At 65.5% G+C, this 26,453-nt stretch carries 20 protein-coding genes; 12 read left to right on the top strand and 8 right to left on the bottom strand.

Annotated features, from left to right (window positions below; genetic code table 11):
* The first annotated feature begins 78 nt into the window (after positions 1-78).
* The 4 genes from IVA98_RS02635 (at position 79) to IVA98_RS02620 (ending at position 6,664) form a co-directional block, all read left to right on the top strand.
* Entirely contained in the window at positions 79-1,602 is a 1,524-nt protein-coding gene (locus IVA98_RS02635) for a caspase family protein (RefSeq protein WP_247333600.1), read from the top strand.
* 144 nt (positions 1,603-1,746) lie between these two features.
* Positions 1,747-2,418: an OmpA family protein gene (locus IVA98_RS02630; protein WP_247304029.1), complete on the top strand. Its 672-nt coding sequence runs from the start codon at positions 1,747-1,749 to the stop codon at positions 2,416-2,418.
* A gap of 158 nt (positions 2,419-2,576) precedes the next feature.
* On the top strand, positions 2,577-3,506 hold the full coding sequence (locus IVA98_RS02625) for an RND family efflux transporter (protein WP_247304027.1): 930 nt from the start codon (positions 2,577-2,579) through the stop codon (positions 3,504-3,506).
* Positions 3,506-6,664, top strand: coding sequence for an efflux RND transporter permease subunit (locus tag IVA98_RS02620; protein ID WP_247304025.1), 3,159 nt, complete (start codon positions 3,506-3,508; stop codon positions 6,662-6,664). The genes IVA98_RS02625 and IVA98_RS02620 overlap by 1 nt, the downstream gene beginning before the upstream one ends.
* A gap of 28 nt (positions 6,665-6,692) precedes the next feature.
* Here IVA98_RS02620 and IVA98_RS02615 read toward each other — a convergent pair whose 3' ends face one another.
* Positions 6,693-7,367, bottom strand: coding sequence for a Crp/Fnr family transcriptional regulator (locus IVA98_RS02615; RefSeq protein WP_247278655.1), 675 nt, complete (start codon positions 7,365-7,367; stop codon positions 6,693-6,695).
* Positions 7,368-7,600: 233 nt separating this feature from the next.
* On the opposite strand from IVA98_RS02615, the gene IVA98_RS02610 reads away from it, so the two are divergent.
* Together IVA98_RS02610 and IVA98_RS02605 are read left to right on the top strand one after the other, a co-directional pair.
* Positions 7,601-9,649: an AsmA family protein gene (locus IVA98_RS02610; RefSeq protein WP_247304022.1), complete on the top strand. Its 2,049-nt coding sequence runs from the start codon at positions 7,601-7,603 to the stop codon at positions 9,647-9,649.
* Positions 9,650-9,822: 173 nt separating this feature from the next.
* Entirely contained in the window at positions 9,823-12,270 is a 2,448-nt protein-coding gene (locus tag IVA98_RS02605; RefSeq protein WP_247304020.1) for an adenylate/guanylate cyclase domain-containing protein, read from the top strand.
* A 480-nt stretch (positions 12,271-12,750) separates the two neighbouring features.
* Here IVA98_RS02605 and IVA98_RS02600 read toward each other — a convergent pair whose 3' ends face one another.
* From IVA98_RS02600 to IVA98_RS02585, 4 genes are all read right to left on the bottom strand, one after another.
* Positions 12,751-13,155: a PIN domain-containing protein gene (locus IVA98_RS02600; protein WP_247333599.1), complete on the bottom strand. Its 405-nt coding sequence runs from the start codon at positions 13,153-13,155 to the stop codon at positions 12,751-12,753.
* Positions 13,152-13,382 carry an AbrB/MazE/SpoVT family DNA-binding domain-containing protein gene (locus tag IVA98_RS02595; protein ID WP_247304016.1) on the bottom strand — a complete coding sequence of 77 codons (231 nt, stop codon included), beginning with the start codon at positions 13,380-13,382 and terminating at the stop codon, positions 13,152-13,154. Before IVA98_RS02595 ends, IVA98_RS02600 begins: the two co-directional genes overlap by 4 nt.
* Before the next feature lie 253 nt (positions 13,383-13,635).
* The gene (locus IVA98_RS02590; RefSeq protein WP_247333598.1) at positions 13,636-14,862 is read right to left on the bottom strand and encodes a Spy/CpxP family protein refolding chaperone; all 1,227 of its coding nucleotides are present in this window, start codon (positions 14,860-14,862) and stop codon (positions 13,636-13,638) included.
* A 476-nt stretch (positions 14,863-15,338) separates the two neighbouring features.
* Positions 15,339-16,364, bottom strand: a complete 1,026-nt coding sequence (locus IVA98_RS02585) for a LysM peptidoglycan-binding domain-containing protein (RefSeq protein ID WP_247304012.1) — start codon at positions 16,362-16,364, stop codon at positions 15,339-15,341.
* 225 nt (positions 16,365-16,589) lie between these two features.
* On the opposite strand from IVA98_RS02585, the gene IVA98_RS02580 reads away from it, so the two are divergent.
* Positions 16,590-19,253, top strand: coding sequence for a bifunctional diguanylate cyclase/phosphodiesterase (locus IVA98_RS02580; protein WP_247304010.1), 2,664 nt, complete (start codon positions 16,590-16,592; stop codon positions 19,251-19,253).
* A gap of 270 nt (positions 19,254-19,523) precedes the next feature.
* On the opposite strand, the gene IVA98_RS36880 is transcribed toward IVA98_RS02580, so the two are convergent.
* Both IVA98_RS36880 and IVA98_RS02575 read right to left on the bottom strand, forming a co-directional pair.
* Positions 19,524-19,646, bottom strand: a complete 123-nt coding sequence (locus IVA98_RS36880) for a hypothetical protein (protein WP_256466467.1) — start codon at positions 19,644-19,646, stop codon at positions 19,524-19,526.
* Positions 19,647-19,732: 86 nt separating this feature from the next.
* Positions 19,733-19,909 carry a hypothetical protein gene (locus tag IVA98_RS02575; RefSeq protein ID WP_247304008.1) on the bottom strand — a complete coding sequence of 59 codons (177 nt, stop codon included), beginning with the start codon at positions 19,907-19,909 and terminating at the stop codon, positions 19,733-19,735.
* Between the two features lie 122 nt (positions 19,910-20,031).
* Here IVA98_RS02575 and IVA98_RS02570 point away from each other — a divergent pair, with 122 nt between their 5' ends.
* From IVA98_RS02570 to IVA98_RS02560, 3 genes are all read left to right on the top strand, one after another.
* Positions 20,032-20,169, top strand: a complete 138-nt coding sequence (locus IVA98_RS02570; protein ID WP_247304006.1) for a hypothetical protein — start codon at positions 20,032-20,034, stop codon at positions 20,167-20,169.
* Positions 20,170-20,294: 125 nt separating this feature from the next.
* A complete protein-coding gene (locus tag IVA98_RS02565; RefSeq protein WP_247304003.1) occupies positions 20,295-21,419 on the top strand; it encodes a lactonase family protein in 1,125 nt (374 codons plus the stop codon).
* Positions 21,420-21,613: 194 nt separating this feature from the next.
* On the top strand, positions 21,614-22,507 hold the full coding sequence (locus tag IVA98_RS02560; RefSeq protein ID WP_247304001.1) for an efflux RND transporter periplasmic adaptor subunit: 894 nt from the start codon (positions 21,614-21,616) through the stop codon (positions 22,505-22,507).
* Positions 22,508-22,524: 17 nt separating this feature from the next.
* Here IVA98_RS02560 and IVA98_RS02555 read toward each other — a convergent pair whose 3' ends face one another.
* Positions 22,525-23,376: a caspase family protein gene (locus tag IVA98_RS02555; protein WP_247303998.1), complete on the bottom strand. Its 852-nt coding sequence runs from the start codon at positions 23,374-23,376 to the stop codon at positions 22,525-22,527.
* Between the two features lie 419 nt (positions 23,377-23,795).
* Between IVA98_RS02555 and IVA98_RS02550 the strand changes: the two genes are divergently transcribed.
* Both IVA98_RS02550 and IVA98_RS02545 read left to right on the top strand, forming a co-directional pair.
* Positions 23,796-25,526, top strand: coding sequence for a hypothetical protein (locus IVA98_RS02550; protein WP_247303997.1), 1,731 nt, complete (start codon positions 23,796-23,798; stop codon positions 25,524-25,526).
* Positions 25,527-25,686: 160 nt separating this feature from the next.
* On the top strand, positions 25,687-26,412 hold the full coding sequence (locus IVA98_RS02545; RefSeq protein WP_247303995.1) for a thermonuclease family protein: 726 nt from the start codon (positions 25,687-25,689) through the stop codon (positions 26,410-26,412).
* Positions 26,413-26,453 lie beyond the last annotated feature (41 nt).

Genomic DNA, 26,453 nt, shown 5'->3' with positions numbered 1-26,453 from the left:
TGATAATGCCTAGAGCGTAAGTTAAGGTCGCCGCGGCGCAAGCTGGAACGGCGCCTTTTTGGCTGGACCGCGCTGATTATGAAAAATCGCTTCCTTTTTCTGCTGCCCCTGCTCATCTCGCTTATCCCGACTGCTCCGACGCTTGCGGCTGGCGACCGCTTTGCGCTGGTGATCGGCAACGCCAAATATCCGGATGCGGATGCCCCGTTGAAGGAACCGATCAATGATGCGCGCGACGTCGCCGACGAGCTCAAGCGCGACGGCTTTTCCGTCGAGATCGGCGAGAACCTGACCGGCGACGGCATGCGCCGCGCCTTCGACAAGCTCTACGGCAAGATCAAGCCGGGTTCGGTGGCGCTGGTGTTCTTCAGCGGGTTCGGCATCCAGTCCGCGCGTCAGAGCTACTTGCTGCCGGTCGATGCGCAGATCTGGACCGAATCCGACGTGCGCCGCGACGGTTTCAGCCTGGAGAGCGTGCTTGGCGAGCTCAACACCCGCGGTGCCGGCGTCAAGATCGCGCTGATCGATGCCTCCAGGCGCAACCCGTTCGAGCGCCGGTTCCGCAGCTTCTCGGCCGGCCTGACCCCGGTCATCGCGCCGAATGGCACCCTGGTGATGTATTCGGCGGCGCTGGCCTCGGTGGTCTCGGATGCCGGCGGCGAGCACAGCCTGTTCGTCCAGGAGCTGCTGAAGGAAATTCGCGTTCCCGACCTGATGGCCGAGGAGACGCTGAACCGCACCAAGATGGGCGTTACCCGCGCCTCGCGCGGCGAGCAGGTACCATGGATATCCTCTTCATTGGCTGAAGATTTCTCGTTCATTCCGGGGGCCGGCGGATCGCGGCCGTCGACGACGCCACCACCGGCGCCGCCGGCCGTGGTCGCCAACAACCCGCCGCCGGCACCACCCGGGCCGCCGACACCGCCTCCGCCGACGAAGCCGGCCGACACGGTTGCGTCGCCGGCGCCACCCCCTCCTCCTGCACCGGCACCCTCGCCGAAGCCGCAGGTCGAGGCCGCCCTGCCGCCACCGCCGCCGCCCGCGAAGCCGGCTGATCCCGCTCCCGCGCCGAACGCGGACGGCGGGCCGAGCCCCGCCGTCCTGGCTGACGACCCCACGATCAAGAGCCTCACAGCCAAGATTGCCACCAATCCGGACGACGTGAACGCGCTGTACCGGCGCGGCCAGGTCTATGCCAGCAAGGGCGCCTACAACCTCGCCATCAAGGATTTCGACGATACGCTCCGCATCAACGCGAAGGACGTCGAGGCGCTGAACAACCGCTGCTGGACCCGCACCGTGGTCGGCGACCTTCAGGGCGCACTCAAGGATTGCAACGAGGCGCTGCGGCTGCGGCCGAACTTCGTCGATGCGTTGGACAGCCGCGGGCTCGTCAACCTGAAATCGGGAGCGGTCAAGAACGCCATCGCCGATTTCGACGCGGCCCTGAAGATCAATCCCCGCCTGACCTCCTCGCTCTACGGACGCGGGCTTGCCAAGCAGCGCAACGGCTCCGCCCAGGAAGGTGCGCTCGACATCGCCAATGCCAAGGCGATGGATCCGAACATCGTTCAGGAATTCGCAAGTTACGGAGTGCGTTGATATTTTTTTGAGTTGAGGGAAGACACGCCTCGAACCTTGAACAGCCCAAGAAAGACTAATGGGCGGATGCCGCAAGGGGGCTTTCCCGAGGGCTTATTGCAGGAATTTGGAAACGCGCGAGCTGGCTGCGCAGGAGGGACTGCTATGAGATTGGCTGCAAAGGGACTTACCGCGATCCTGTCGATCATCACCATCGGCGCCGCTCTGTCGCTGCCGGCTCCGCCCGCCGTCGCGGGCGACGAAAGCAACAGCAAGAACGTCACCGAGGACGAGATCGTCCGCGCGCTCGCGCCGCCGGCAAAGAAGCCTTTGACGCGCGGCCTCTCGATCGCTCCGCAGGCCGATCCCGCGCCGAACGCGGCGGAGACCAAGCTGATCCAGTCCATGCGTGGCCGCTCGACGCGCTCGCTGTCGTCGAGCGAGCGCGAGGAAATCGCCTCGGTCGCCAAGGACAAGCCGAACATCGATCTCGAGATCACGTTCGACTACAACTCCGCCAATATCAGTGCCAAGTCGATGCCGTCCGTGCAGGCGCTCGGCCGGGCGCTGACCAGCCCCGACCTCAAGGGCTCGACCTTCGTGGTCGCCGGGCACACCGATGCCGCAGGCGGCGAAGCCTACAACCAGGACCTGTCGGAACGCCGCGCCGATTCGATCAAGCGCTACCTCGTCGACAAGTACGGCATCTCCGCGACCGACCTCGTCACAGTCGGCTACGGGAAGAGCAAGCTGAAGGATCCGAGCCAGCCGATGGCGGAGGTCAACCGCCGCGTGCAGGTCGTCAACATGGAAAACAAGACCACCGCATCCAAGTAAGCACGACGCAATCCTTTGCAGTGATAAGTCGTGATGTGGTGTAACGTCTCGCTTCCAGAGCGCGTCCCGCAGCCCTGCGGGACGCCGCTTCATTTCAGGGAAACGCTCTCGATAGGCCTCGTACGGACGGCCGTGAGCCAGGCCAGGATGATCCGGCGATGAACCTTTCCGAATATCTCAAGCCGGCGGGAACGGTGGTGTTCGTCGTGGCGCTCGGCCTCGGCTATTATCTGTTTGAGCATCGGCATCGCCCTGAGGCAAAGGAAACGCCGGGCGAGGCGCTCGTCATCGTGACGAAATCGACCAATGCCTGCTTCTCCGACCTCGTGCGGGTGACCGGCTTCTTCGTGCCGCGCCGCGAGGCCGTGGTCGTGGCCGACCAGGAAGGCTCGCGGGTTACGGACCTCTTCGTCACCGAAGGCACTGTTGTCACCGACAATCAGGAACTGGCGCGCCTGACCGCGCCGCCGCAGATGCCGGGCCAACCGCAGCGGCCCGGCCCGCAAGGCCCGATCTCGCTGAAGGCGCCTGCGCCGGGCCTCATCACCGAGGTCCGCACCATCGTCGGCGCGCCGGCCTCGCCGCAGGCCGGCCCGATGTTCCGCATCGCCGTCAACAGCGAAATCGAGCTCGACGCCCAGGTCCCGGCGGTTCACATGCCCAAGCTCAGCTCCGGTGCGACCGTGCGCATCAGCCGCGACGACGCGCCCGATCTGATCGGCCGGGTCCGGCTGGTTGCGCCCGAAATCGACCGCGCGACCCAGCTCGGGCGCGTGCGCATCAGCGTCACTAACAATCCCTCGCTGAAGGTCGGCGTATTCGCCCGCGCCTCGATCGATGCCAAGCGAAGCTGCGGCGTCTCGATCCCCAAGACCGCGATCGACCATCTCACCGTGCAAGTCGTCAAGGGCAACATTGTCGAGACGCGAAAGGTGCGGGTCGGACTGTCGTCCGACAGCGCGACGGAAATCCTGGAAGGGCTCGAGGTCGGCGAAATCGTCGTCGCCGACGCCGGCTCTTCGCTCCATGACGGCGACCAGATCAAAACCATGTTCGCCGATGAACTCGATCGCACGCGGGTACGCTGATGGCTCTCAATATCTCGGCATGGTCGATCCGCAATCCGTTGCCGTCGGTCGTCTTCTCGATCATCCTCCTGATCCTCGGCTGGACCTCCTTCACCAAACTTGCGGTGACGCGGCTGCCGTCGGCCGACATTCCCGTGATCTCGGTCGCGGTATCGCAATTCGGCGCTGCGCCGGCCGAGCTGGAATCCCAGGTCACCAAGACGGTTGAAGACGCCGTCTCCGGCGTCGAGGGCGTGCGGCACATCACCTCCTCGATCACCGACGGCCTGTCGGTCACCACGATCCAGTTCGCGCTGGAGACCAACACGGACCGCGCGCTCAACGACGTCAAAGACGCGGTGACGCGTGTGCGCTCCAACCTGCCGCAGAACGTCACTGAGCCGCTGATCCAGCGCGTCGACGTCATCGGCCTGCCGATCGTCACCTATGCCGCGATCTCGCCCGGCAAGACGCCCGAGCAGCTCTCCTATTTCGTCGACGACGTGGTCAAGCGCGCGCTGCAGGGTGTGCGCGGCGTCGCCCAGGTCGAGCGCATCGGCGGCGTCGAGCGCGAGATCCTGGTTTCGCTCGACCCCGATCGATTGCAGGCGATGGGCCTGACCGCGGTCAATGTCAGCCAGAGCCTGCGCGGCACCAATGTCGACGTCGCCGGCGGCCGCGCCGAGATCGGCAAGAACGACCAGGCCATCCGCACGCTCGCCGGCGCCAAGACGCTGGGCGATCTTGCCGGCACAATGATCCCGCTGTTCGGCGGCGGCGAGGTCCGGCTCGACGATCTTGGCACCGTCACCGACACCATTGCCGACCGTCGCACCTTCGCCCGCTTCAACGGCGAGCCGGTGGTCGCGCTCGGCATCAAGCGCTCAAAGGGCGCCAGCGATGTGAAGGTAGCCGAGGCCGTGCAAAAGCGCATCGACGCGCTGAAGGCCTCCTATCCCGACGTCGATCTGAAGCTGATCGACACTTCGGTCGAATATACCAAGGGCAATTACCACGCGGCGATCTCGACCCTGTTCGAAGGCGCCATCCTCGCCGTTGTCATTGTGCTCCTGTTCCTGCGCGACCTGCGCGCGACCATCATCGCCGCGATTTCGCTGCCGTTGTCGATCTTCCCGGCGTTCTGGGCGATGGACCTGCTCGGCTTCTCGCTGAACCTCGTCAGCTTTCTCGCCATCACGCTGTCGACGGGTATTCTGGTCGACGACGCCATCGTCGAGATCGAGAATATCGTCCGGCACATGAACATGGGCAAGTCGCCCTACCGTGCCGCGCTCGAGGCCGCCGACGAGATCGGCCTCGCGGTGATCGCGATCTCGCTGACCATCATCGCGATCTTCGCACCCGCGAGCTTCATGTCGGGCATCGCGGGACAGTTCTTCAAGCAGTTCGGCATCACCGTTTCGGTGCAAGTATTCTTCTCGCTGCTGGCGGCCCGCTTCGTCACCCCGGTGCTAGCCGCCTACTTTCTCAAGCACCACACGCATGTGGAGCCGCCGCCCGGCCGCATCTTGCGGTCCTATCATGGGATCGTGGCCTGGTCGGTGAAGCACTATTTTATCACGGTGCTGATCGGGCTCGGCGTCTTCGCCGCCTCGATCTGGAGCATCACGCTGCTGCCGCAGGGCTTTCTGCCGGCGCAGGACAGCGCCCGCTCGCTGCTTGCCCTCGAGCTGCCGCCTGGCACTCAGCTCGCCTACACCGAAAAGGTCACCGAGGACATCGTCGCGCGGCTGCGCAAGCGGCCCGAGGTGAAGAGCATCTTCGTCGACGGTGGGCGCGTCCCGCCGGGGACTCAGGAAGTCCGGCGCGCCGCCCTGATCATCAACTACACGCCCAAGGACAGCCGCGACATTACCCAGCGCGAGCTCGAGTTCTCGATCAGCCAGGAGCTGGAGAACGTTCCCGACATCCGCTTCTGGTTCCTGGACGAGAACGGCCTGCGCGCGATCTCGCTGGTGGTGACCGGTGTCGATCCCAACATCGTCAACAACGTCGCGAGCGAGCTTGCGACGCAGATGAAGCGCATTCCTACCATCGCCAACGTGATCTCGGAGACCTCGCTGGAGCGACCCGAGCTGCGCATCGAGCCGCGCGCCGATCTCGCCGCGCGGCTCGGCGTCTCGACCGAAAGCCTGTCGCAGACCATCCGCGTCGCCACCATCGGCGACGTCGGGCCTGCACTCGCCAAGTTCGACGTCGGCGATCGCCTGGTGCCGATCCGTGTGCAGCTCGAAGACGCCGCGCGCGGCAATCTGAAGACGCTCGAGCAGCTCCGTGTCCCGCTCGGGGAGCACGGCGAGAAGGGCGGCGTGCCGCTCTCGGTCATCGCCGACGTCAAGCTCGACCAGGGCCCCACCAGCATCAATCGCTACGACCGCGAGCGGCAGGCGACCGTTGCGGCCGACCTTGTCGGCTCCGCCGCGCTCGGCGATGCCACCAAGAAGATCTACGACCTGCCGGTGATGAAGAGTCTGCCGAAAGGCGTGAAAGTCTCACCCTCCGGCGACGCCGAGAGCCTGAACGAGCTGTCCGACGGTTTTGCGACCGCGATCACGGCCGGCCTGATGATGGTCTACGCCGTGCTGGTGCTGCTGTTCGGCACTTTCCTCCAGCCGATCACCATCCTGTTCTCGCTGCCGCTCTCGATCGGCGGCGCGATCGCCGCCTTGCTCGTCACCGGCAAGCAGCTCACCACGCCGGTGTGGATCGGCATCCTGATGCTGATGGGTATCGTCACCAAGAACGCGATCATGCTGGTGGAGTTCGCCATCGAAGCCATTCGCGCCGGCAAGCCGCGCGAGGAGGCCATGATCGACGCCGGCATGAAGCGCGCCCGCCCCATCGTGATGACCACGATCGCGATGGCCGCGGGCATGATGCCGAGCGCGCTCGCGGTCGGTGCCGGCGGCGAGTTCCGCTCACCGATGGCGCTCGCGGTGATCGGCGGCCTGATCTTCTCGACCATCCTGTCGCTGGTGTTCGTGCCTGCGATGTTCATGGTGATGGACGATTTCGGCGCCCTGATCTGGCGCTTCGCCAAGCGGTTGATCGTGCACAGCGAGGACGCGGTGGTCGCCGGTCATCACGGAGCAGCGCCGGCGGAAGCGGCGGAAACCGCGCCAGCGCCGAAGAACCTCGCGCGCCCAGCGGCGGAGTAGCTGTCGGGACAAGGCGCGCTCGTAAGTTCTACTCGTTCCGTGCGATCGCGGTCAGCTTCGTCATGTTCCTCAGCAATATCCGGCCGCGCTGGAGATCGAGGATTGCCTCCTTGCGCCAGGCCTGAAGCTGGCGGTTGACACTTTCACGGGCGGCGCCGACGAAGACGCCGAGCTGCTCCTGCGAGATGTGCACCTCCGAGCCGAAATCGGCGGCGAGCGCGCAGAGCCGCCGCGCCAGCCGGACCGGCAGCGGTTGCAGCATGGATTCCTCCATGCGCTCGCTCTGCCAGCGGATGCGCTGGCAGAGCAGCGCGATGATCTTGATCGCGACCTTCGGCTCGCGCTCGAGGAAACCGAGGAAATCCTCGCGCCGCAGCACGAACAATTCGCTCGCCTCGCCCGCGGTCGCATCGGCTGTGCGGCTCTGGCCGTCCAGCACCGCGACCTCACCGAACAGGTCGCCTGGCCCCATGAAGTTCAGCGTCAGCCGGCTGCCGTCGGAGGCGCCGGTCTCGATGCGGACCTGGCCGCGGCGCACGCCGAACAGCGCGTCTCCTGGATCGCCCTTCTGAAATAGCACCTCGCCGCTCGCCAGATGCTGGGTGTGGCAGAGACCGGACAGCCGCTGGAGCTCGTCCGCGCCGAGGTCAGCGAACATCGCGTTCATCTTCAGGATGACCGCAAATTCGGCCTGCTTGCTCATTTCAATGTCCTTGTCAATTTACTCGTGAATGTCCTTGGCAAATCGCTTGGAACCATCAGCCTAGGATCGCGTAAAACCGCGCCGGAGAAGTGTGGCATAAGTCACATAACTTTGCAGCACCTCCCGATTATTTTTGCGTGCTTGGAGCCGCTTCCCGTCCCGGGATAAACTCACGTGCAAATGACGGTAATCTGCCGGGTTCGCCGCCGATCGTCCGTCGCTGGGAAGTCGACATGAGAGCTATGAAGTTCGTCGGCGCGGCAATGGCCGCCGTCATCATCGTGATTGCAATCCTTCTGGTGGTCGGAATCCCCTCCGGCTTCCTGACCTCGACGATTGCCTCGCGGGTCGAGAGCGCGACCGGCTATCGCCTGTCGATCGACGGCACCACGAAGATCAGCCTGTGGCCGACGCTGAACGTCACTCTGAGCGACCTCACGCTGCAAGACCCGAAGGACCGCAGCGGCATCACGCGCCTGACGATCGCTAGCCTGCAGGCCGACATGTCGCTCTCCAGCGTGTGGTCGGGCCGGCCTGAGATCAGCGAGTTCGTCGTGATCCATCCCGTGCTTTACCAGCCGCTCCTGCGTGAGCGCCTGCCGAATGCCGGCACCGCGTCGAAGCCGCTCGCGCTCGACACGAATGGCGCGACCATCGACCGCGTCAAGATCACCGACGGCGAGATTGCATTCGCGCGCGTGCGCGATCGCGTCGAGGGCCGCATCAGCGCCATCAACGCCGAGGCGGTCGTTGGTGGCGATCGCAAAGTCAACATCACCGGCGCCGCGCGCGTCGGCGAACATCCAACCAAGTTCGACATCAAGGGGACCACGCCGGCGGCGACCGGCGACCGGCCGACGATCCCGGTCGACTTCGCCATCGACATGCCCGACGTGCTGAAGTCCCAGCTCGCAGGTCACGCCGAGATCCGGCTGAGCGGCGACATCGTGATGATCAACGGCCTGAACGGCAGGCTCGGCGACAGCCCCTTCAACGGCTGGGCTTCGGTCGATATCGCGAGCAAGCCGCTGGTCAAGGTCGATCTCGACTTCCAGCGGCTCGCGATTCCGCTGGCAAAATCGCCGGAGGGCGCGGCCGGGCAGCCTTGGAGCAATGCGCCGATCGACGTCTCCGGGCTCAACTATGTCGACGCGCAAGTGAGGATCTCGGCGAACGAGGCCGTGATCGGCGATGCGCACCTCTCGCCGCTCGCGCTCGATGCAAAACTCGCCGGCGGCGTGCTGAAGGCCAGCACCGCCAATCTCGGCGCCTATGGCGGTCAGGTCTCGGGCGAGATCATCCTGGATGCGACCACCGGCGCACCGAGTTTCGCCATGCATTCCGATCTCGTCGGTGTCCGCGCGCGGCCATTGCTCCAGGGCCTTGCCGAATTCGACCGAATCGACGGCAAGCTGCAGGCCAAGCTCGCTTTGCGCAGCGCCGGCACCAGCCAGCGCGCGCTGATGGCGAACATGCAGGGCACGGCCTTCGTGAATTTCCAGGACGGCGCGATCCGCGGCATCAACGTCGCACAGATGATCCGCTCGCTCACCATGGGCACGCTGTCCGGCTGGCAGGAAAATCAGGACCCCAGCCAGGAGCAGAGCACGGACCTGTCGCAGCTCTCGGCCTCCTTCCGCATCGACAAGGGCCAGGCGGTGACGACCGATCTCAATCTGACCGGGCCGCTGGTGCGCGTCACCGGCGCCGGCACCATCGCCCTCGACACCAAGATGATGGGCTTCCGCGTCGAGCCCAAGCTCGTGATGACGACCGAGGGTCAGGGCCGTACCTCCGACCCGGTCGGCTTCGGCATCCCCGTGATGATCCAGGGCACCTGGTCGCAGCCGCGGATCTATCCCGACATGGCCGGCGTGCTCGACAATCCGGATGCCGCCTATGCCAAGCTGCGCGAGATGGGCAAGGGCCTGTTCGGCCCCGATGGCGCCGGGCTTGGCAATATCCTGGGCGGCCTGGGGTTGGGCGGCACCACCGCACCGGGCGGCGGCAGCGCGAGCGGCAATGCCAATCCACAAGGTTCGCAGCCGGGACAGAACAATCCGCTCGGCGGTCCCCTGGGCGAAGCCATCGGCAATCTGATCCAGCAGGGGCTTTCCAGCGGCGCGGGAGCTGGCACCGGCCGCAGCCGCAGCCTGCCGGCGACGCCATCAACGTCGGCGCCACAGGCCTCGCCTGCCGCCCCCGCCCTGGAGGACCCGCCGATGGTACAGCAGGACAGTCAGCCAATGAACGACGTGCTGCGGCAGCTCTTCAATCGGTGATTGGCGGACCCGCGCACTGGGCTCCACAGCGATCCCTTACATCGGCAGCGGGTAACCACAACGGCGGCTCGGCCGGCCGCCTTGGCAATCCTTGGCCCGAATTGTGGTAGAAGGCTGCCAGCGCCGGTAGGGCCCGTAGCGCGCAGCGTCAATGGCGGCGCGAGAGGATCGGGATGGTAGGAGCGAACGACAAGACACGGTTTTTACGCGAGGGCCTGTTCGCCAAATACGTTGTCTCCCTCGTCGGCCTCGTCGTGTTCGTGCTCGCCGTCAACGGTGCCATGGAGACCTGGATCTCCTATCGCGCCACCAGGACACAGCTGATCGACGGGTTGGAGGACAAGGCGCAAGGCGCCGCCCGGCGGGTCGAGCAGTCGATTTCGGAGCTCGAGCGCCAGATCAGCTGGGTGACGCGGGCGAGCCAGGATACGCTCGAGAAGCGCCGTGCCGACTACGCGTCGCTCCTGCACCAGGTCTCGGTCGTCAGCCAGCTATTCCAGCTCAACGGCGAGGGCCGCGAGGTGCTGCGCGTCTCGCGCCAGTCGACCACGACGGGGAGCAATGCCGACCTCTCCCGCGACATGCGCTTCACCGACACCGTCGCCCGCGGCGTCAGCTACGCGCCGGCCTGGTTCGCCGACCGGACACCTTACATGTCGATCTCGGTGGCGCATTCCGGCTTCAACGCCGGCGTCACTGTCGCCGAGATCGATCTCAGCTTCCTCTCCGAGCTCCTGTCCGACGCCCAGGTCGGCAAGGCCGCCTTTGCCTATGTGGTCGACCCGCGCGGCCGCGTGCTGGCGACGTCCCCTAGAGGGCCTGATGTCGGCAAGGATCTGTCAAAACTGCCGCAGGTCGCGGCCGCGATCGCGCCCGGCCGCGAGCCGGACACGTCGGGCACCGACTTCAACGGCCATGCGGTGATGAGCGCCGCGAGCACATTGCCGAAGCTCGGCTGGAGCGTATTGTTCGAGCAGCCGGCCACGCAGGCCTTGATGCCGATCCGCGACCAGCTCGTGCGCATCGCGCTCCTGATCGGCATGGGCCTGATGGTCGCGATCCTCGCCGGCACGCTGCTCGCCCGCCGCATGATCATCCCGATCACGGCGCTGCGCGACGGCGCCCATAAGCTTGGCGAGGGAGATTTCAGTCATCGCATCGATGTGCGCACCTCGGACGAGCTGGAGGACCTCGCAAGCCAGTTCAACCGCATGGCCGATCAGATTCAGGAGACCTATTCGAACCTGGAGACCAAGGTCGAGGAGCGCACCCGTGATCTCGCGCAGTCGATTCACGAGCTCAAGGTGCTGGAAGAGGTCGGCCGCGCGGTCGCCTCCTCGCTCGATCTCGATGCCGTGCTGCCGACGATCGCCGCCCGCGCCATCGAGATCACCCGTGCCGATGCCGTGCTGATCTACGGCTATGAGGCGGATGAGCGCCGCTTCAGCCTGGTCGAGGCCAATGGCATCGGCAAATCGGCCGACGGTGCCCACCTCACCATCGAGGAAGGCGAGAACATCCTGAGCGATGCGGCGGTGAGCGGCGAGCCGATCGCGCTGGCCGATCTCGAACATGCCTTCGAGCAGCCGTTGCGCGACGTCGCCGTCAATGCCGGCTTCCATTCGGTGCTGGTGGTGCCGCTGGTCGATCAGCAGGGCACGCTCGGTTCGCTGGTGGTGCTGCGCCGTGCCAGCGGCGATTTCGCCCCCAGCATCATCGGCCTGATGCGCACCTTTGCAAACCAGGCGGTGCTGGCGATGCGCAATGCGCGGCTGTTCACCGAGGTCGACCACAAGAGCCGCGCGCTGGAGGCGGCGAACGAGACCGTGCGCGCCCAGGCTGACAAGCTGCGCGAGCAGACCGAGCAGCTCAAGGACTGGAACAAGTCGCTGGAGGAGCGCGTCAAGACCCAGCTCGGCGAGATCGAGCGCATCCGCAAGCTCGAGCGTTTCCTGGCGCCGCAGGTCGCGCAGCTGATCGCCTCCTCGGACAGCCCCGAGGGGCTGCTCACCAGCCAGCGCCGCGAGGTGACCGTGGTGTTCTGCGATCTGCGCGGCTTCACCGCGTTCACGGAAGCGACCGAGCCGGAAGAGGCGATGAACGTGCTGCGCGAATATCACGCCGCGCTCGGCAAGCTGATCTTCAAGTATGAGGGCACGCTCGACAAATATGCCGGCGACGGCGTGATGATCCTGTTCAACGCCCCGATTCAATTCGAGGACCACACCAAGCGCGCCGTGAAGATGGCGGTGGAGATGCGCGACACGATCGGCCCGCTGACCGAGCGCTGGCGCAACCGCGGCCATAGCCTCGGCTTCGGCATCGGCATTGCGCTCGGCTATGCCACGCTCGGCCAGGTCGGCTTCGAGCAGCGGCTGGAATATGCCGCGATCGGCAGCGTCACCAACCTCGCCTCCCGCCTCTGCGGCGAGGCCAAGCCCAACCAGATCGTGGTGAGCCGCCGCGTCTACGGCATGGTCGAACCCTGGGTCGAAGCCCGCGCCCTCGACGATCTCCATCTCAAGGGCTTCAATCACCCCGTGCTCGCGATGGAGATCTTGTCCTGGCGCGAGGAGGTGGAGAACGTGGTGGATGCGGCCGCGGTGCGGCGGCGAGGGTAGCCAAAACAAAAGTGCGAAAACAACCCCATGCACAGTAGGCGGGGGCTGCAAGATCAATGACTTACGAGGGCCTCGCGCCGGTGGTGGCGTGGTTTGACACGTCAGGCAAAACACTGGGAGGATGGCAGCATCCCCACGAACCACATCCCGCCTCCTCGCGACTGACCATCGCCTCAACGGCGAGGTCAGAATCGGATGGAGACGATCGTGGCGTTTGCCTTGCCTACGCGTGCGTATGATTTGCAGATGCTGGACCGTCCCGCCGACGTGCGCGCGATCACGGCTGGGTCTATTGGCTGCCGCCGGGCATCACGAGCGAACAATGGCCGCTCGATCCGGTCAGCGGCTATCCGCTGATGCACGGCTTCACGCTTCTTCTGCCGGAGGATTATCGCGTGCATGGCGCTGACATCGTCGTGCGGTATGACGGCGGAGCGCCCGATGACCCAGAAATCCGCGAGGCCGTGCTGGCGCGAGCGTTCACGGCGTGTCCCCAAGAAACGGATTGACGATGGTGAGCCCGCGGATGCTGCAGCCATGTTGCAGGTCTTCACTGTAGAGCGTGTCACAGCTGGCCTCGATTGCCGCGGCAACGATCAGAGCATCATAGAACGCAAGGCTGTGATCGCGGGCAAGCGCAAGCGCCGCAGCGTGCGTGTCTGATGTCAGCGGCACGATGTCGGGGAAACGAAAGCGGAGGGATTGCACAGCTGCCTCGATCACGAGCCAGCCCTGCTTCTGCTTCTTGCGGAACACGTTGGTGAACTCGTTCAGCACCTGCGCGCTGATGGCGCCACCGCCGGCGATCGTAGTCAGCGCCCGCTGGCGCCGGGCGTCGGTCGAGTAGGCGTAGATCAGGATGTTGCTATCGAAGAAGGCGCTCACCTCTCGTTCGCCTCGTCGCGGACGAACTTGTAGCCTTCGGGCAGCGCAAACTGGAACTGCTCCGCCTGCCTGAGAAATTCCGCCCGCTTGTCGATCTTCTCCACTGCGAGCTGGCCCTTCGAGGCTGCCACCACATTGAGTTCGTCGCCTGGTGAAAGCTTCAGAGCCTCAACGAGTGCCTTGGGCAGGCGAACGGCCAGGCTATTTCCCCACTTGCAAACGAGCATGGAACCCTCATGATATACAAAAATTGTTGTATATCACGGCCTGGATATCATCCAGTTTCGAGAGGCCCAGCAGCCGACTTATCGATGCGTCCGGCGTCCTTCGTCGCCTAAGGAAGAACATCCGAGTGCCGCGGCAGGAGCACAGGGCTCATCGCAGGATCTGCAGGACGGCAGGCCTTCGAAGACGGGCATGGATTGTCTGTGGTGCGCAGCATCGCCGACATTTGCGTTGCAGATACTTGGAGCTGGGCGCTCACGCCCCCCGCTTCGGCCCGATCGCCTCGAAGCCGGCCTTCTGCTCGTCGCTCAGATCCGCCTCGAAATCGTCGAGTGCATCGCTGACGCCGCCGACCGCTTGCAGCATTGTCTCCAGCCGCGCCTTCACGGCGGCGAGGCGGGCCTGCGGTGTCGCGGCGGCCTCCGCCGGGCAGGCGCTCAGTGTCTCCATGGTGCGCAGAGTGGTGTCCTGGAGCACGTCAAGGCGCGCGCGGGCGACCTCGTCGAGCTTGAGCGCGGAAGCAATCTCGGCAACGGGCCATTGCTGCTGCACGAGCTGCTCGTATTGGCGCTGCGCCTTTTCGTCATAGCGAGGATCATAGTCCGGCTTGCAGGCGGCGGCCGCCGGCGCGTCCTTGGGCAGAGCCGCCGCTAGCGCGGCGCGACGCTCATTGGCGAGCGCATTGAGTCTTGTCTTCTGGTCGTCATTGAGGAGACTGACGAACTTCGAAAGCGGCGGCGCGACCGCGTCAATGGCCTTGATCATGGCCTGGAGCCGCTCGCGCATCAGGCCGAGGCGCTCGGCGGCCGTGGCCGGGGCCTGCGTCGGGCAGGCGGTACGGATGGTGTCGCGCGCGGCGTTCCAGGCGGATGCGAGCTCGTCGAGCGCGGTGCGCTGCAATTCGTTCGGCGCCACGGCGGCAGTGATCCGCTCGACGGGGAGGCTGCCGGCGTCGCTGGCTTCGCAAAGAGTCTCCGCGGACGGAATTCGCCGCGCGCCCCGGCCTTGCGGCGCGACGTAGGCAGCAAGCTCGGTGGCGACGTAGGGCGCGAAGATCGCCGCATAGATGTCGCCATAGCCATAGAGCGAGAGGCTGGTGGTGTCGCCGAAGATGATCGCGGTGGTGAGATCATCATGCGCGAACGGCCAGAACACCGGACCGACCCAGCCATAGCTGCCGTCGGGATGGCGCCACCATCCCTGCTGACGGCGACCGCCCTGCCAGCCCGACAGCGCAGCCTGCGCCGTGAGCGCCGCACGCAGGACGTAAGGGTTGGCAGGCTGGCCGCGCTCGGCGCCGCGGGGATCCTGCGACCTCAGCGCGGCCGAACGGTATCGGCCACCGCGCACCGCCATGCGGGCATGGCGCAAGCGCGACATGCCGATCATGTGGCCGACGGCAAACCGTGCAACGCCGAGCGGACCGCCGCGCAATCCGAACTGGGCCTCGGCCTTGTCAGGCAGCAGCACTGCCACACACATGAGGGCAGCGCCCGCCAACGCCAGTCCCATGCGTCTGGACACGAAAGCTGACCCGACCACCTCGGCCTCCTCCCAGCGCCAAGCGCGCATTGCGTCGCGTCACAATGACGCCTGGGGGAACCGATTGTTCCGGAGCGGCAAAGGGCAAAGCGTCGCGGGTGGCTGCTTACCTCTCCCGGTAAGAAGCAAGCAATCGCTTACGGGAACCGGGACTCTCCTCGCGGCACATCCTTCGAGACGCCCGCTTTGGCGGGCTCCTCAGGATGAGGGCGGAATGTGCGGCAGCATTTCAACAGCTCCGACGCCAATTCGCCTCATCCTGAGGGACTGCGGAGCGGTGGTCTCGAAGGACGAGGCTAGGCAGCATCGGTGCCCGTTGAAACTGCTGCCGCGCTCATCTCCTCATCCTGAGGACCCGCCTGAGGCGGGCGTCTCGAAGGATGGCCGCAGAGAAGAGAGAAAGAAGAAGAACCGCCTCACTGCGCCTTTGGCGGCATCACGACGGTCTGGCCGGGATAGATCAAATTGGGATTATGGATCTTGTTGCGGTTGGCGTTGAAGATCACGGCGTAGCGGGCGCCGTCACCATAGGCGAGCCGGCTGAGCGCCCACAGGCTGTCGCCGCGGGAGATCACGCGGCTGCCACCCGCTTCCGCCGGTGCACCATTGAGCGCGTCCGCCGGCGAAGCCGATGCCACTGCAGTCGCTGCCGGCGCCCGGGCCATAACCTTCGGCTTCGGCGCGCCAGTCAATCTGGGCCGAGCCGCGGGCCCGTCGGGTGCCGAGGCCAGGCGCGGCGACGCCGAGGGCAAGGAGGCCACGACATCAGGCTTGTCGTCGGGTTTCTCGGCCTGGTTCGGCGCTTGTTTCGCTTCTTGTTTCGCTTCCTGCCGCGCGGCCGGTACCGGGCGCGCGGGCGGCGGCGCGGCTTCGGCGATCGTCACCGGCATGGAGCGGGCGGATTGCGTGACGGTCCCGTCGGTCGATTTCGCCCGCAGGGTCAGCTCATAGGAACCGGCCGGAAGCTGCGGCGGGGTCATCACGAACTGCCCCGACGCATCGGCCACGACCGAATCGAGCGGCTTGCCGTCGCGCAAGAGCTCGACCTTCGCACCCGGCGTGGCCCGGCCGGCGATCACCGCGGCTTCGCCATGATCGTCGATCCGCGCAACGTCGAAACGGGGGCCCGCATCGGTCGCAGCCGCCGGCGGCTTGACCGGCGCGAGATCGGCCAGCGCCGCGACCTGTTTCTGCGTCTCGGCCAACGCGCCCGCCTTCGGCTCGGGCGAGGCGGTTGCGGCCGGCGCGCTGGCGGCAAGCTTCGGCTCTTCCGGCTTGAGTTCCGGTCTGGGTTCGACCTTTGCCTCCGGCTTGGCGGCGGCTTCGGTTTTCGCCTCGCCCGTCAGCAGCACGCGGCGCAGGTCGGTGGGGCCGATCACCAGCGCGGTACCGCCCACCGCGAGCAGACAGAATGCAATGAAGGCCTTGGATGCGGTGATCATCGGAAACGAACCTTGGTCAGAACCTGGGCCGCAAATCAGCGGACGCGGCAAATTGCGCCGATTTGGCTGCGGCAGCAAGACGATCATTGGGATGACAAGCCTCCGCTCAGGCGCGCCCGGATGAACCGGCGCCGGCTCGCGCGCTCCAATTCATCCTTTCCTAACCCTCGCTGGTAACGGGGTCTTGGCGGTTTTGCTGCATCTTGCGTCCCACGGGAGGGCTGGATGGGCACATCGATTGGATGGACCGCGCGGATGCGCGCGTTGCTGCGCCGTTGGCGCGGGGCACCGCTGACATGGCTGATCGTCGGCGGCTTCGTGCTGATGGCCGCGACCGCCGTCGGCACCGCGCTCACCGTCGACCGCTTCCGGCAGAATGCGATCGAGAGCGGCCGCGAGAGCCTGCAAAACTCCGTCCGCCTGCTCGCCCGGCATTTCGACCGTGAGTTCGAGGACTTTGCGGTGCTCCAGAAGAGCATCATCGCCGAGCTCGAAAGTCATGGCATCGAATCCGCTGACGTCTTCCGCAGCGAGATGGGCACGCTCGCCCTGCACGAGGTGCTGCGCGCAAAGGCCAGCGGCTGGTCTGACGTCGCCGGCGCCAATGTGTTCGATTCCGAGGGTGTGCTGATCAATTCGTCGCGGCGCTGGCCGGTTGCCGCGATCTCGGTGGCCGACCGCGGCTATTTCAATCGCCTCAAGAACGATCCGGCCGCGCAGGAAGAGATCGAGATCGTACGGGGCCGGCTCGGCAACGGACCGGCGATCGTGTTCGCGCGGCGCGTCTCCGGCCCGCACGGCGAATTCCTTGGGCTGGTCTCGCGCGCGATCGCGCCGGAGCAGCTCGAATCCTTCTTCGCCTCGACCGGGCTCGGCGAGGAATCCTCGATTGCGATGCACCACCAGAACGGCCAGCTGCTCGCACGCATCCCGCATGTCGATGACATGATCGGGCAGAACTTCCGCAAGGGCACGCCCGAGCAGATGGCGGTGTTCGAGCGCACCTTCGTCACCACCCAACTCGCAAGCCCGATCGACGGCAAGGACCGCATCGTCGCCGCGCGCCTCCTCACCGGTGAGCCGCTGGTCGTGGTCGCGACCAAGTCGCTGGATGCAACGCTGGCCACCTGGCGCACGCAGACGAAGTTCTTCGTCGCGGTGGCCGTGCTGTCGATCGGGCTGCTCGTGCTGACGCTCTATCTGATCTTCCGCCAGGTGACGCACCGGCTCTCGCTGGAGAAGCAACGACTCGACACCGCGATGAACACCATGACGCAGGGCCTGTTGATGTTCGATCAGGACGAGCGGCTGATCGTCTGCAACCGGCGTTATATCGAGATGTACGCGCTGTCCGCCGACGTGGTGAAGCCAGGCGTCCATTTCCGCGACGTGATCCGGCATCGCCACCACACCGGCTCGTTCCACGGCGACGTTGAGTCCTATTGCGACGATATCCTGAGCCATATCGGGCGCACCCAGAGCGCCATCGTCGAGACCGCCGACGGCCGCCTGATCGAGATCAAGAACCAGCCGGGCGCGGCCGGCGGCTGGCTCGCGACCCATGACGACGTCACCGAGCGCATCCGCGCCGACGAGCGCATTGCGCATATGGCGCATTACGACGCGCTGACCGACTTGCCCAACCGCGTGCTGATGCGCGGCCATCTGGAGCGCCGCGTCGCCGAACTCGGCCAAGGCAAGCCGTTCGCGATCCTCTATATCGACGTCGACGAGTTCAAGGGCGTCAACGATTCGCTCGGACATGAGGTCGGCGACGAGCTGCTGCGCAAGGTCGCAAGCCGCCTGCGCGCCTGCGCCGGCGGCAACGACATGGTCGCACGGCTCGGCGGCGACGAATTCGCGATCATCAAGGCCGGCACCAACGATCAGGCTCAGTTGGCCGCGTTGGCGGAGACGATCTTGAATGCGCTGCGAGCACCCGTCAATTGCAAGGGCCAGGAGATCCCGACCGATGCCAGCATCGGCATCGCGATCGCGCCCGATCACGGCGACAATATCGACGACCTGCTCAAGCGCGCAGATCTTGCGATGTATGCCGCGAAGTCGGAAGGGCGCCGCACCTTTCGCATCTTCTCGCCCGAATACGACGCCAAGGCGCGGCAGCGCCGGCAGCTCGAGCTCGATCTGCGCCAGGCGCTGGCGCGCGGCGAGTTCGAGGTGCACTACCAGCCGTTGGTCGACCTCGCGGCCAATGTCGTCACCGGCTGCGAGGCGCTGCTGCGCTGGCGCCATCCCGAGCGCGGCATGGTTTCGCCCGCGGACTTCATCCCGGTCGCCGAAGACACCGGCCTGATCAGCGAGATCGGCGAATGGGTGCTGAAGCAGGCCTGTACCGAGGCCGCGAGCTGGCCCGGCCAGATCCACATCGCCGTGAATGTCTCGCCGGTGCAGTTCCGATCGCGGACGCTGGCGCTCAAGGTCGCCGCGGCGCTCGCGGAATCGGGGCTGGCGCCGGGGCGGCTCGAGCTTGAGATCACCGAGACGGTGCTGATCCGCGACGACGAGGAGGCGCTGACGATCCTCCAGCAGCTGCGCGAGCTCGGCGTGCGCATCGCGCTCGACGATTTCGGCACCGGCTATTCGTCACTGAGCTATCTGCACCGCTTCCCGTTCGACAAGATCAAGATCGACCGCAGCTTCATCAGCGACATCGGCGAGCCCGATGATTCCTCCCCGATCGTGCAGGCGGTGGTGCACATGGCCGCCGCGCGGCACATGGCGACGACCGCCGAAGGCGTCGAGACCGAGGCCCAGCGCGAGGTGCTGCGACAGCTCGGATGCAGCCAGATGCAGGGCTGGCTGTTCAGCCCGGCCGTGCCGGCGGCGAAACTGAAGCAGCTGTTGTCGGCGCAGGCCGCGGCGGCTTAGCGGCGCGCTCATTACGCGCCGCTCCATCCGCGATGTCCGTGGGGTCATTGGCATCGAACGATCGTGATGCGGCTGAATGCGATCGAACGCGATTGACTTGAAGCTCGACTCGGTCAGGGAGCGAGAATGACGAAGCGTGATCCGAAAGCGAGTGCGCGCCGGTGTAAGGATCATGCTCGAACACGAAAGGACGCGCGGTGACGATCACATCCCGATCTCATCGCGCTTTTTCGCGCAGCATGCAGGATGACGTCCCGGAGGGACGAAAGCTCACATCAGGCCTTTTGCGGCATGGACTTCGGCGATCTCGGCGTCGGGGTGGGCGACGATGGTGGCGAACATGATGCCGCTGATGATCAGCGACCAGGCGGTGTCCCAATAGATCCAAAACACGTGCCAGCCCTCCGTTTCGATCTCCTCCGCTCGCGGGATCGGGATAACGGCAAGGCGAGGCTGCCGTTCCCGGTGCGAATGCGGCGCTATTTTTGTTTGGTCGGCGGGGAGCTGCGACCGGTTTGACCGGTGTGGCGCTTTGCCACGACGTCCTCGTCGCGCTCGCCCTCAAGCGGACGCGACGGCGGCTTGGGCTGGCCTTTCTGACCGCCATGCTTGCCGCCCATATCGGGCTCGCCTTCGAGATCGTTTTCACGGGGCATGATGCTTCAATGCGCTGGGACGGCATTGGTTCGCCTGTGAACGAGGTCATAGGATCGCCGCGGTTTGCGGTGCACGATCGTTGCCCCGGGGCATCGCGATTTCGACCGGCGGATTAGGGCTGATGCGGACACGACTGATCGCCTGGACCATCCTGACCTGCGGGCTGCTTGCGGTCACCGTATGGACCGTGCTCGGGCCGCCTAATCGCCCGCCCGGCCCGCATTTGCCCTCCCGCAGCGTGACGGCGGCGGTGCGGTAGCCATCCTGAGCCACCGATACAATTTCGGCATCGATCAATCCCAACTGGAATTTGGTGCGACGGCGCGCCTCCCGCTATCCTCGACGGCAAAACGACAATGCCGCACCGGCTTTGAGGAGGAGACCATGTTGAGACCGACCCGACGTATCGCGCCGCGCCTGCCGCGCGCTGCGATCGCCACCACCCTGGCTTTTCTCGCCCTCATTCCTGGAGTCCGTGCCGGCATGGCCGAAACCTTCGCCTATGTCGGCAACGCCGACAGCAACGACATCAGCGTGTTCAAGATGGCCGAGAGCGGCGAGATGACACCGGTGCAGACGGCAGCTTTTACCGGCATCGAAAAGTCGGGCTCCTCGACGCCGCTCGCGATCACGCCTGACAAGCGCGTGCTGATCGCCGGAATCCGCTCGCAGCCATACCTTGCGGTGAGCTTCGCGATCGATCCCAAGACGGGCCAGCTCAGCCATATCGGCAACGGGCCGCTCGCCGACAGCATGGCCCATATCGCCGTCGATCGCAGCGGCAAATTCCTGTTCAGCGCCTCCTATGGCGGCAACAAGGTCGCGCTCAATCCGCTTGGCGCAAACGGCGTCGCCGGCGAGCCGAAGCAGATAATCCCGACCGGGCTGAACGCCCATGCCTTCCTGCCCTCGCCTGACAACCGCTTCGTGTTCGCAACCAATCTCGGCTCCGACCAGGTGCTGAGCTTTGCGTTCGACGCCACGACCGGCACGCTGACGCCGAGCGATCCACCGGCCCACAAGGTGCCGGAAAAATCGGGGCCGCGGCACTTCGTGTTCTACCCCAACGGCAAGTTCGTCTATCTCGTTCACGAGCTGAACGGCGACGTCGCGGCGTTCAGTTATGAGGCCAAGAGCGGCGCCTGGACCGAGACCCAGCGCACCACCGCGCTGCCCGAGGGCTTCAACGGAAAGCCTTGGGCGGCCGACATCCACATCACCTCGGACGGGCGCTTCCTCTACGCCTCAGAGCGCACCACGAACACGCTCACCGCCTACAAGGTCGATGCAACAAGCGGCAAGCTGACCACGATCGGCAGCGTGCCGACCGAGAAGCAGCCGCGCGGCTTCAACGTCGATCCCTCGGGGCGCTATCTCGCCGCGGTCGGCGAACTCTCCGACGGCATGACGGTCTATGCGATCGACCAGAGCAGCGGCGCGCTCGCCAAGCTGAAATCCTATCCCACCGGCAAGAAGCCGAACTGGGTGGAGTTTCTGAGCCTGCCGTGAAGGAGGCGCGGCCGGCCTGCGCCGCAACCTGCCCCATTCGGCGGGAGCGAACCTGATCTCCAATCCCGCGACTAATCAGGACTTGCCGCGGCGGCCCGCGCCGGTGTGGCACCCCGCCGTGGGACAACGCTGCCGTAGTCCAGCCCGTTGCCATCTGCTATCGATTGAAGGGCTATAACCCCGTGGAATTTTCGATGCGTCATTTGCCCCGTGCCGTTGCCCGAAGCCTGTTTCCCGCAGCCATCGCCGGAGTGTTCGCTCTCGGCCAATATCCGGCCGGAGCCGCCGAGGACGATGCCCCCAAGGGGCCGGCGGTCACGGTGCTGAAGGTCGCGAAATCCTGCTTCTCCGACATCGTCGAGGCGACCGGCACGATCATTGCGCGCGAGGAAACGTCGGTGCGGCCCGAACGTCCGGGCCTAAAGGTGACCGAGGTGCTGGCGGAAGCCGGCCAGACCACCACCGCCGGCCAGGTGCTGGCGCGGCTGGCGCTGCCGGAAGGCGGCACGCTTCAGGTCACCGCGCCCGTGGCGGGCGTGATCGCCACGTCGACCGCGCAGATCGGCAATTTCGCCTCCGCCAAGGGCGAGGCCCTGTTCACGATCGTGGCGCGCAGCGAATACGACCTGGTCGGCCTGGTCGCGACCACCGACATGCGCAAGCTCGCCGTCAACCAGCAGGCCACCGTGCGCATTGCCGGCGCCGACGACATCGATGGCAAGATTCGCCGCATCGGACCGACCGTCGAGCCGAACATCCAGCAGGGCATGGTCTATATCGGCATCTCCTCGCAGAAGCGCCTGTTGCTGAATGCGAGCGGCCGCGCGTTGATCAAGACCGGACAGAGCTGCAATGTCGCGGTGCCGCTGACAGCCGTGCAATATTCCTCGGCCGGCACCGTGGTGCAGGTGATCCGCCGCAACCGCGTCGAGACCAAGCGCGTCGAGATCGGATTGATGTCGGGCGGCAATATCGAGGTCCGCGACGGACTCAACGATGGCGACGTCGTCGTCGCCCGCGCCGGCGCGCTGCTGCGCGAGGGCGATCCGGTGCGCCCGGTGATGGCGAGCGCGGAAGCGGCGAAGTAGAGATTGAAGAAGAAAAACTAGCCGCCGGCTTCGCCGAAGCGAATGTCCTCGAGCAATGACGATGAGATGCTCGGGACCTGGTCGCCTTCGCTGGCGCGGGAGATGGCGACGCGGGTCTTGTTGAAGACGCTTTCGGCGCTGCTACCTTGCGCATTGAGGTTGTTGAGAAGCTCGCTGACGAGCACGCTGTGCTCGCCCTTGCCGTCGTCGACGACCTTGCCGGGCGAGGCCGAGGAGAGGATCAAGGCGTTGTCGGCCGCGCTGATCGGCGCGAGGCCGTGGCTGTAGGAGCGGAAGCGGCGCTCGTAAGGGTTACGGCGGGAGGCGTCGACGACGACGAGCTTGGCCTTGGCGCCCTGCTCCTTCATCATCTCGAGCACGCCGTCGATGGAGACGCCATGGCGACGGACGTCGCTTTCCTTCCAGATCACGGCATCGACCGGCAGCATGTAGCTCTCGCGGCCGGCCTGCACGCCGTAGCCGCCGAAGAACAGCATGACGACGCTGTCGCGATTGATCCGGGACTTCAGGCGGTTGACGGCGCGGACCATGTCGTCCTTGGTCGCATCTTCCACCATGTCGACGTCAAAGCCGTTCTTGCGCAGGGACGACGAGAGCGCGCGGGCGTCGTTGATCGATTGCGTCAGCGGCGCGTTGGCGTCAGGATAATGTCCATTGCCGATGACCAGCGCCAGATGCGTGGCATGGCCGATCGAGCCCGTGATCTGGTCGGTCGAGACGGCTTTGGCCGCATCGATCGCCCGCATGTTGAGAGCAGCATGCGCGCCGATGACGAGCGACACCGTGCCGATGAGGGCGGCGGCGACGGCAATCGTGCGTCTGGAGAGGTCGAGCTGCCTTACATTCATCTCGGTTCGTTCCTGTGCCAAAGACCAGCCAAGCGCGCGCACACTGTTTGAGTAGCGCGATAGCGTCTTTAGGTTTGAGGGATCGGCCGGGGATGTGCCCCCGAATTGCGCGCAATTTGCGGCGCCGCACCAAACAAACCTTTAACCGCATATAGGCCCCCGGGCAATAGATTGCTCAAATTTTGAGCTAAGTCACTGAAGATGTTAGATAATTCTCAGGCCTGGGTTTCTCCATTTTTTGCTCCCCGTAGCCTTCCGGAGCGGCATCAGGCAGCCTTCGTCCCGGCTTTTTCTGTGACTCCCATCACATTTGTATTTCCTGCGAATCCGGGTAGCTTTTTCAACGACTTGCAGGGGGTGGCGCGCGGCTGGGAGCGCGCCGGCCGGCCCCCGGCCAATGCCCCGCGACCAGGTATTTCATGAGCTTTCAATATTTTGCCGGCGCCGCCTGCCGGGCGCTGACGGCGCGGAAGGACGGCCCCTCGCTTTACGAGGTCTGCGATCCCGTCTTGTCGGGCGCGTCCGGCGGCGATCCGCATCTGGCCAAATTCTACAAGACTGCGCTCGGCAATCCCGCGCTACGGATGCTGCTGCGACGGGCCGGACTGCCCGAGCTGCGCGACGAAGCGAGGCTGGCGGCGCTGCGCCAAGCGCTTGCCCATGCCCGCGACGAGGCCGAGCCCGACTGGGCGGCCGTCGGCCAGCCCGTGGCCGATCTCGTCGACAGCATCGCGCTCGACCATCCCAGGCCGCCGCCGGCCATGTTCGTCGGCAAGGCGCCGCAACAATCGCAGATCGATGGCGTGATCCGCGATTGCGCACAGCACCTGCTCGGCTCGTACCGCAAGAACGGTTTCCTGCCGACCTACGCCGCCTTCAACCTGATTGGTGATCCCGATTGTCGCGGACGCGAGCTGATCATGGCGCTCACGGGCCTCAACGCGCGCGGCTACAAGAACTCCTCGCTGCTGTTCAACCTCGCCCGCGTCTTCATCGCGCGTTCGCCGGCGCGCGCCGTGGTCCATCCGCCCTGGCGAGGGGTTGCCGAGCCGATGTGGGAGCCGGTGCAGATCCGCCACCGCTCGGCCTATTACGATGCGTTCTTCATCGAGGCGCTGCTGAGCTATGTCGAGACCGGGCTGGCCTCACCCGCCGACAAGGTCGCGGCGGAGCGCGCGATCGCCGACATGGTGGATTTCTGCATCAATATCAGCCGCGAGGAGGTCGAGGGCATCGACGGCGTGCGGTTCAATGTCATCACGGCGCTCGCGCCGGCACCGCATCCGCGCTTCTCCCGCTTCTTCGCCCAGATCAAGCAGGATCTCGGCTTCGGAATCTACGTGCCGGATTGCGACACCACGGCCTGCTCGATCTCGGCAGCGACGCAGGCCGGCTGCACCGATCCGATCATCGACCAGCCGCTCTTGGATTTCTACGCCGGCTACCAGGTCCGCGCCGGCGTCAACGCGCCGCGCGTGACGGTGCCGCTGAACGACCATATCGACTACGAGGGTGGCATTGCGACCTGGATCGACAATCTCGCGGGCGAGCGTCCTTACGGCAACGATCTCGATCCGACGCTCAATCTCGACGTTCTCGAGGTCAGCTTTCGCAACCTGGCGCGCTGGAAGATTCTTGAGACGCCATCGCGGCTCGCCACTGTGCATCGCATCATCGGTTTCCAGAAGCGATTGGCGGCCAGCGGCGCTTTCGCCAATCCGCGCTCGCACATTTATTATCTGCCGGAGCTCTACAGTGCCTATTTCGGCCGTTGTTACGCAGCGTTCCTGGCGCTGCCACTGTCGGCCCAGGCCGCCATCGATCCCGACGGCGATTTCGATTTCATCCGCCACCGCGTGCTGTCCTACGTCAAAGGCGAGTTGATGGCCGCGGAGATGAACGCGTTCGACGCCGCACTGGCGCTGATCGCGCTCGGCCATCTCGGCGCCGACCCGCGCGCCTTTGCGCCGGCGCTGAACGTGATCGTCGATGCCATCGGCGAAGGCGGCCGCCGTGGCCCGTTCCGTGCCTATGAATGGAACAAGATGAAGACGCCGACGCGAATTCTGGTTGGCGGACCGGAGGTGACGTCGGCCTTCGTGCTGATGGGGCTAGCGGTGGCGCGGAGGCAAATGGTGAATGGCGAATAGCGAATAGGGGTCGTCCCTATTCGCCACTCCCTATTCGCAACTCGCCCGCTTTGATGACGGGAAGTTGAAAGCCTATCTGTCCGGCATACGCTGGCCGAGTAGCCAAAAGCTGACACAATCGCAGGCTCTATCGAGATTTTCCTGGGACTTGCGGACCGGCATGTTGCGAAACGTCCTGATTGCGCTGGCTTTCCTCGCCCTCCCCTCGCTGGCCGAGGCCGCCGATATCACCGGCACGGCCAAGGTACGCGCCGGCGATACCGTCGTGATCGGGAACACGCGAATCCGGCTCGGCGGCATCGACGCCCCCGCGCTCGACCAGCTCTGCCTCAACACCAAGACCGAGCGCTGGACCTGCGGCGTCGCCGCGCGTGACGAGCTCGCGAAACATACCGAGGGCAAGAGCTGGGTCTGCCACACCCGCGCCATCGACCGGCGCGGCCGCACCGTGGCGCGCTGCGAGGTCGGCGGCGAGGACATCCAGAAATGGCTGGTGCGCAGCGGCTGGGCGCTGGCCTACACCCGCATGTCCCATGATTACGACGCGGACGAAGCCGCTGCACGGGAGGCGAAGGCGGGGATGTGGCAGGGCGCCTTCATCGCGCCCTGGGACTGGCGCGTCCGCAACAAGAAGACCGCCATCCTGGGCGCCACCAAGCCGCCCGACGGCGCCCATGCGGTGCTGCTCGCCTCGGCCTCGGGACCGGTCGCGCCTTCACCTGATTGCACCATCAAGGGCAACGTCAACAGCGCCGGCGAATGCATCTACCACCAGCCGACTAGCCGCTGGTACACCCAGATCAGGATGAAGATCAGCAAGGGCACCCGCTGGTTCTGCTCAGTGGAAGAGGCGGAAGCCGCCGGCTGCCGCGAGACCAGGAGATAAGCGCCACAGCCCTGCGTTTAACGTGCTTTTCTATGGGCGCG

Origin of the sequence: Bradyrhizobium sp. 160 (genome assembly GCF_023073735.1) — a bacterium.
GTDB lineage: Bacteria > Pseudomonadota > Alphaproteobacteria > Rhizobiales > Xanthobacteraceae > Bradyrhizobium.
This window is presented reverse-complemented; position numbering and strand designations above follow the sequence as displayed.

What these genes read in the sequence shown, in the direction of transcription:
- IVA98_RS02635 (WP_247333600.1), top strand. Translation starts at nt 79, where the DNA reads ATGAAAAATCGCTTCCTTTTTCTGCTGCCCCTGCTCATCTCGCTTATC.
- IVA98_RS02630 (WP_247304029.1), top strand. Translation starts at nt 1,747, where the DNA reads ATGAGATTGGCTGCAAAGGGACTTACCGCGATCCTGTCGATCATCACC.
- IVA98_RS02625 (WP_247304027.1), top strand. Translation starts at nt 2,577, where the DNA reads ATGAACCTTTCCGAATATCTCAAGCCGGCGGGAACGGTGGTGTTCGTC.
- IVA98_RS02620 (WP_247304025.1), top strand. Translation starts at nt 3,506, where the DNA reads ATGGCTCTCAATATCTCGGCATGGTCGATCCGCAATCCGTTGCCGTCG.
- IVA98_RS02615 (WP_247278655.1), bottom strand. Translation starts at nt 7,367, where the DNA reads ATGAGCAAGCAGGCCGAATTTGCGGTCATCCTGAAGATGAACGCGATG.
- IVA98_RS02610 (WP_247304022.1), top strand. Translation starts at nt 7,601, where the DNA reads ATGAGAGCTATGAAGTTCGTCGGCGCGGCAATGGCCGCCGTCATCATC.
- IVA98_RS02605 (WP_247304020.1), top strand. Translation starts at nt 9,823, where the DNA reads ATGGTAGGAGCGAACGACAAGACACGGTTTTTACGCGAGGGCCTGTTC.
- IVA98_RS02595 (WP_247304016.1), bottom strand. Translation starts at nt 13,382, where the DNA reads ATGCTCGTTTGCAAGTGGGGAAATAGCCTGGCCGTTCGCCTGCCCAAG.
- IVA98_RS02590 (WP_247333598.1), bottom strand. Translation starts at nt 14,862, where the DNA reads ATGTGTGTGGCAGTGCTGCTGCCTGACAAGGCCGAGGCCCAGTTCGGA.
- IVA98_RS02585 (WP_247304012.1), bottom strand. Translation starts at nt 16,364, where the DNA reads ATGATCACCGCATCCAAGGCCTTCATTGCATTCTGTCTGCTCGCGGTG.
- IVA98_RS02580 (WP_247304010.1), top strand. Translation starts at nt 16,590, where the DNA reads ATGGGCACATCGATTGGATGGACCGCGCGGATGCGCGCGTTGCTGCGC.
- IVA98_RS02575 (WP_247304008.1), bottom strand. Translation starts at nt 19,909, where the DNA reads ATGCCCCGTGAAAACGATCTCGAAGGCGAGCCCGATATGGGCGGCAAG.
- IVA98_RS02570 (WP_247304006.1), top strand. Translation starts at nt 20,032, where the DNA reads ATGCGGACACGACTGATCGCCTGGACCATCCTGACCTGCGGGCTGCTT.
- IVA98_RS02565 (WP_247304003.1), top strand. Translation starts at nt 20,295, where the DNA reads ATGTTGAGACCGACCCGACGTATCGCGCCGCGCCTGCCGCGCGCTGCG.
- IVA98_RS02560 (WP_247304001.1), top strand. Translation starts at nt 21,614, where the DNA reads ATGCGTCATTTGCCCCGTGCCGTTGCCCGAAGCCTGTTTCCCGCAGCC.
- IVA98_RS02555 (WP_247303998.1), bottom strand. Translation starts at nt 23,376, where the DNA reads ATGAATGTAAGGCAGCTCGACCTCTCCAGACGCACGATTGCCGTCGCC.
- IVA98_RS02550 (WP_247303997.1), top strand. Translation starts at nt 23,796, where the DNA reads ATGAGCTTTCAATATTTTGCCGGCGCCGCCTGCCGGGCGCTGACGGCG.
- IVA98_RS02545 (WP_247303995.1), top strand. Translation starts at nt 25,687, where the DNA reads ATGTTGCGAAACGTCCTGATTGCGCTGGCTTTCCTCGCCCTCCCCTCG.